1 pseudogene is annotated in these 437 nt (G+C 73.0%); it reads right to left on the reverse strand.

Annotated features, from left to right (window positions below):
* Positions 1–426 (reverse strand): annotated as a pseudogene (locus SB753_RS34880) (hypothetical protein); the annotation flags it as partial.
* Positions 427–437 lie beyond the last annotated feature (11 nt).

The following is a 437-nucleotide window of genomic DNA, read 5'->3' on the forward strand; positions in this document are numbered from 1 at the left end:
CCAGTGGCCCGGAACCAGCACCGCGGGATGCGGCGCGGGCGCGACATACACAGGACGCGGCGCGACATACAGCGTGTGGGCCTGCGGCGCGATGAATACGACGTGCGGCGGGGGCGGCGCAACGTAGACGACCTTCGGCGGCGGGGGCGCAACGTAGACGACCTTGGGTGCGGGCGGCGCGACATAGACAGTCTTCGGTGCAGGCGGCGGCACGTAGGCGACCGGCGGCGGGGGCACATAAGCGGGCGGAGGCGCGACGACCACAGGCGCAGGCGCGACGACCACAGGCGCAGGCGCAGCAACCACCGGTACGGGCGCGACGACAACCGGAGCCGGCGCCACCACGACCGGCGGAGGCGCGACGACAACCGGTACGCTGCCCACGGCAACCGTCGCGCCGACAGTCGTAACCGTGCCCGTAGTCACCGTGCCGCCGT

Source organism: Paraburkholderia sp. SIMBA_053, assembly GCF_046534895.1.
GTDB classification, from domain to species: domain Bacteria; phylum Pseudomonadota; class Gammaproteobacteria; order Burkholderiales; family Burkholderiaceae; genus Paraburkholderia; species Paraburkholderia caledonica.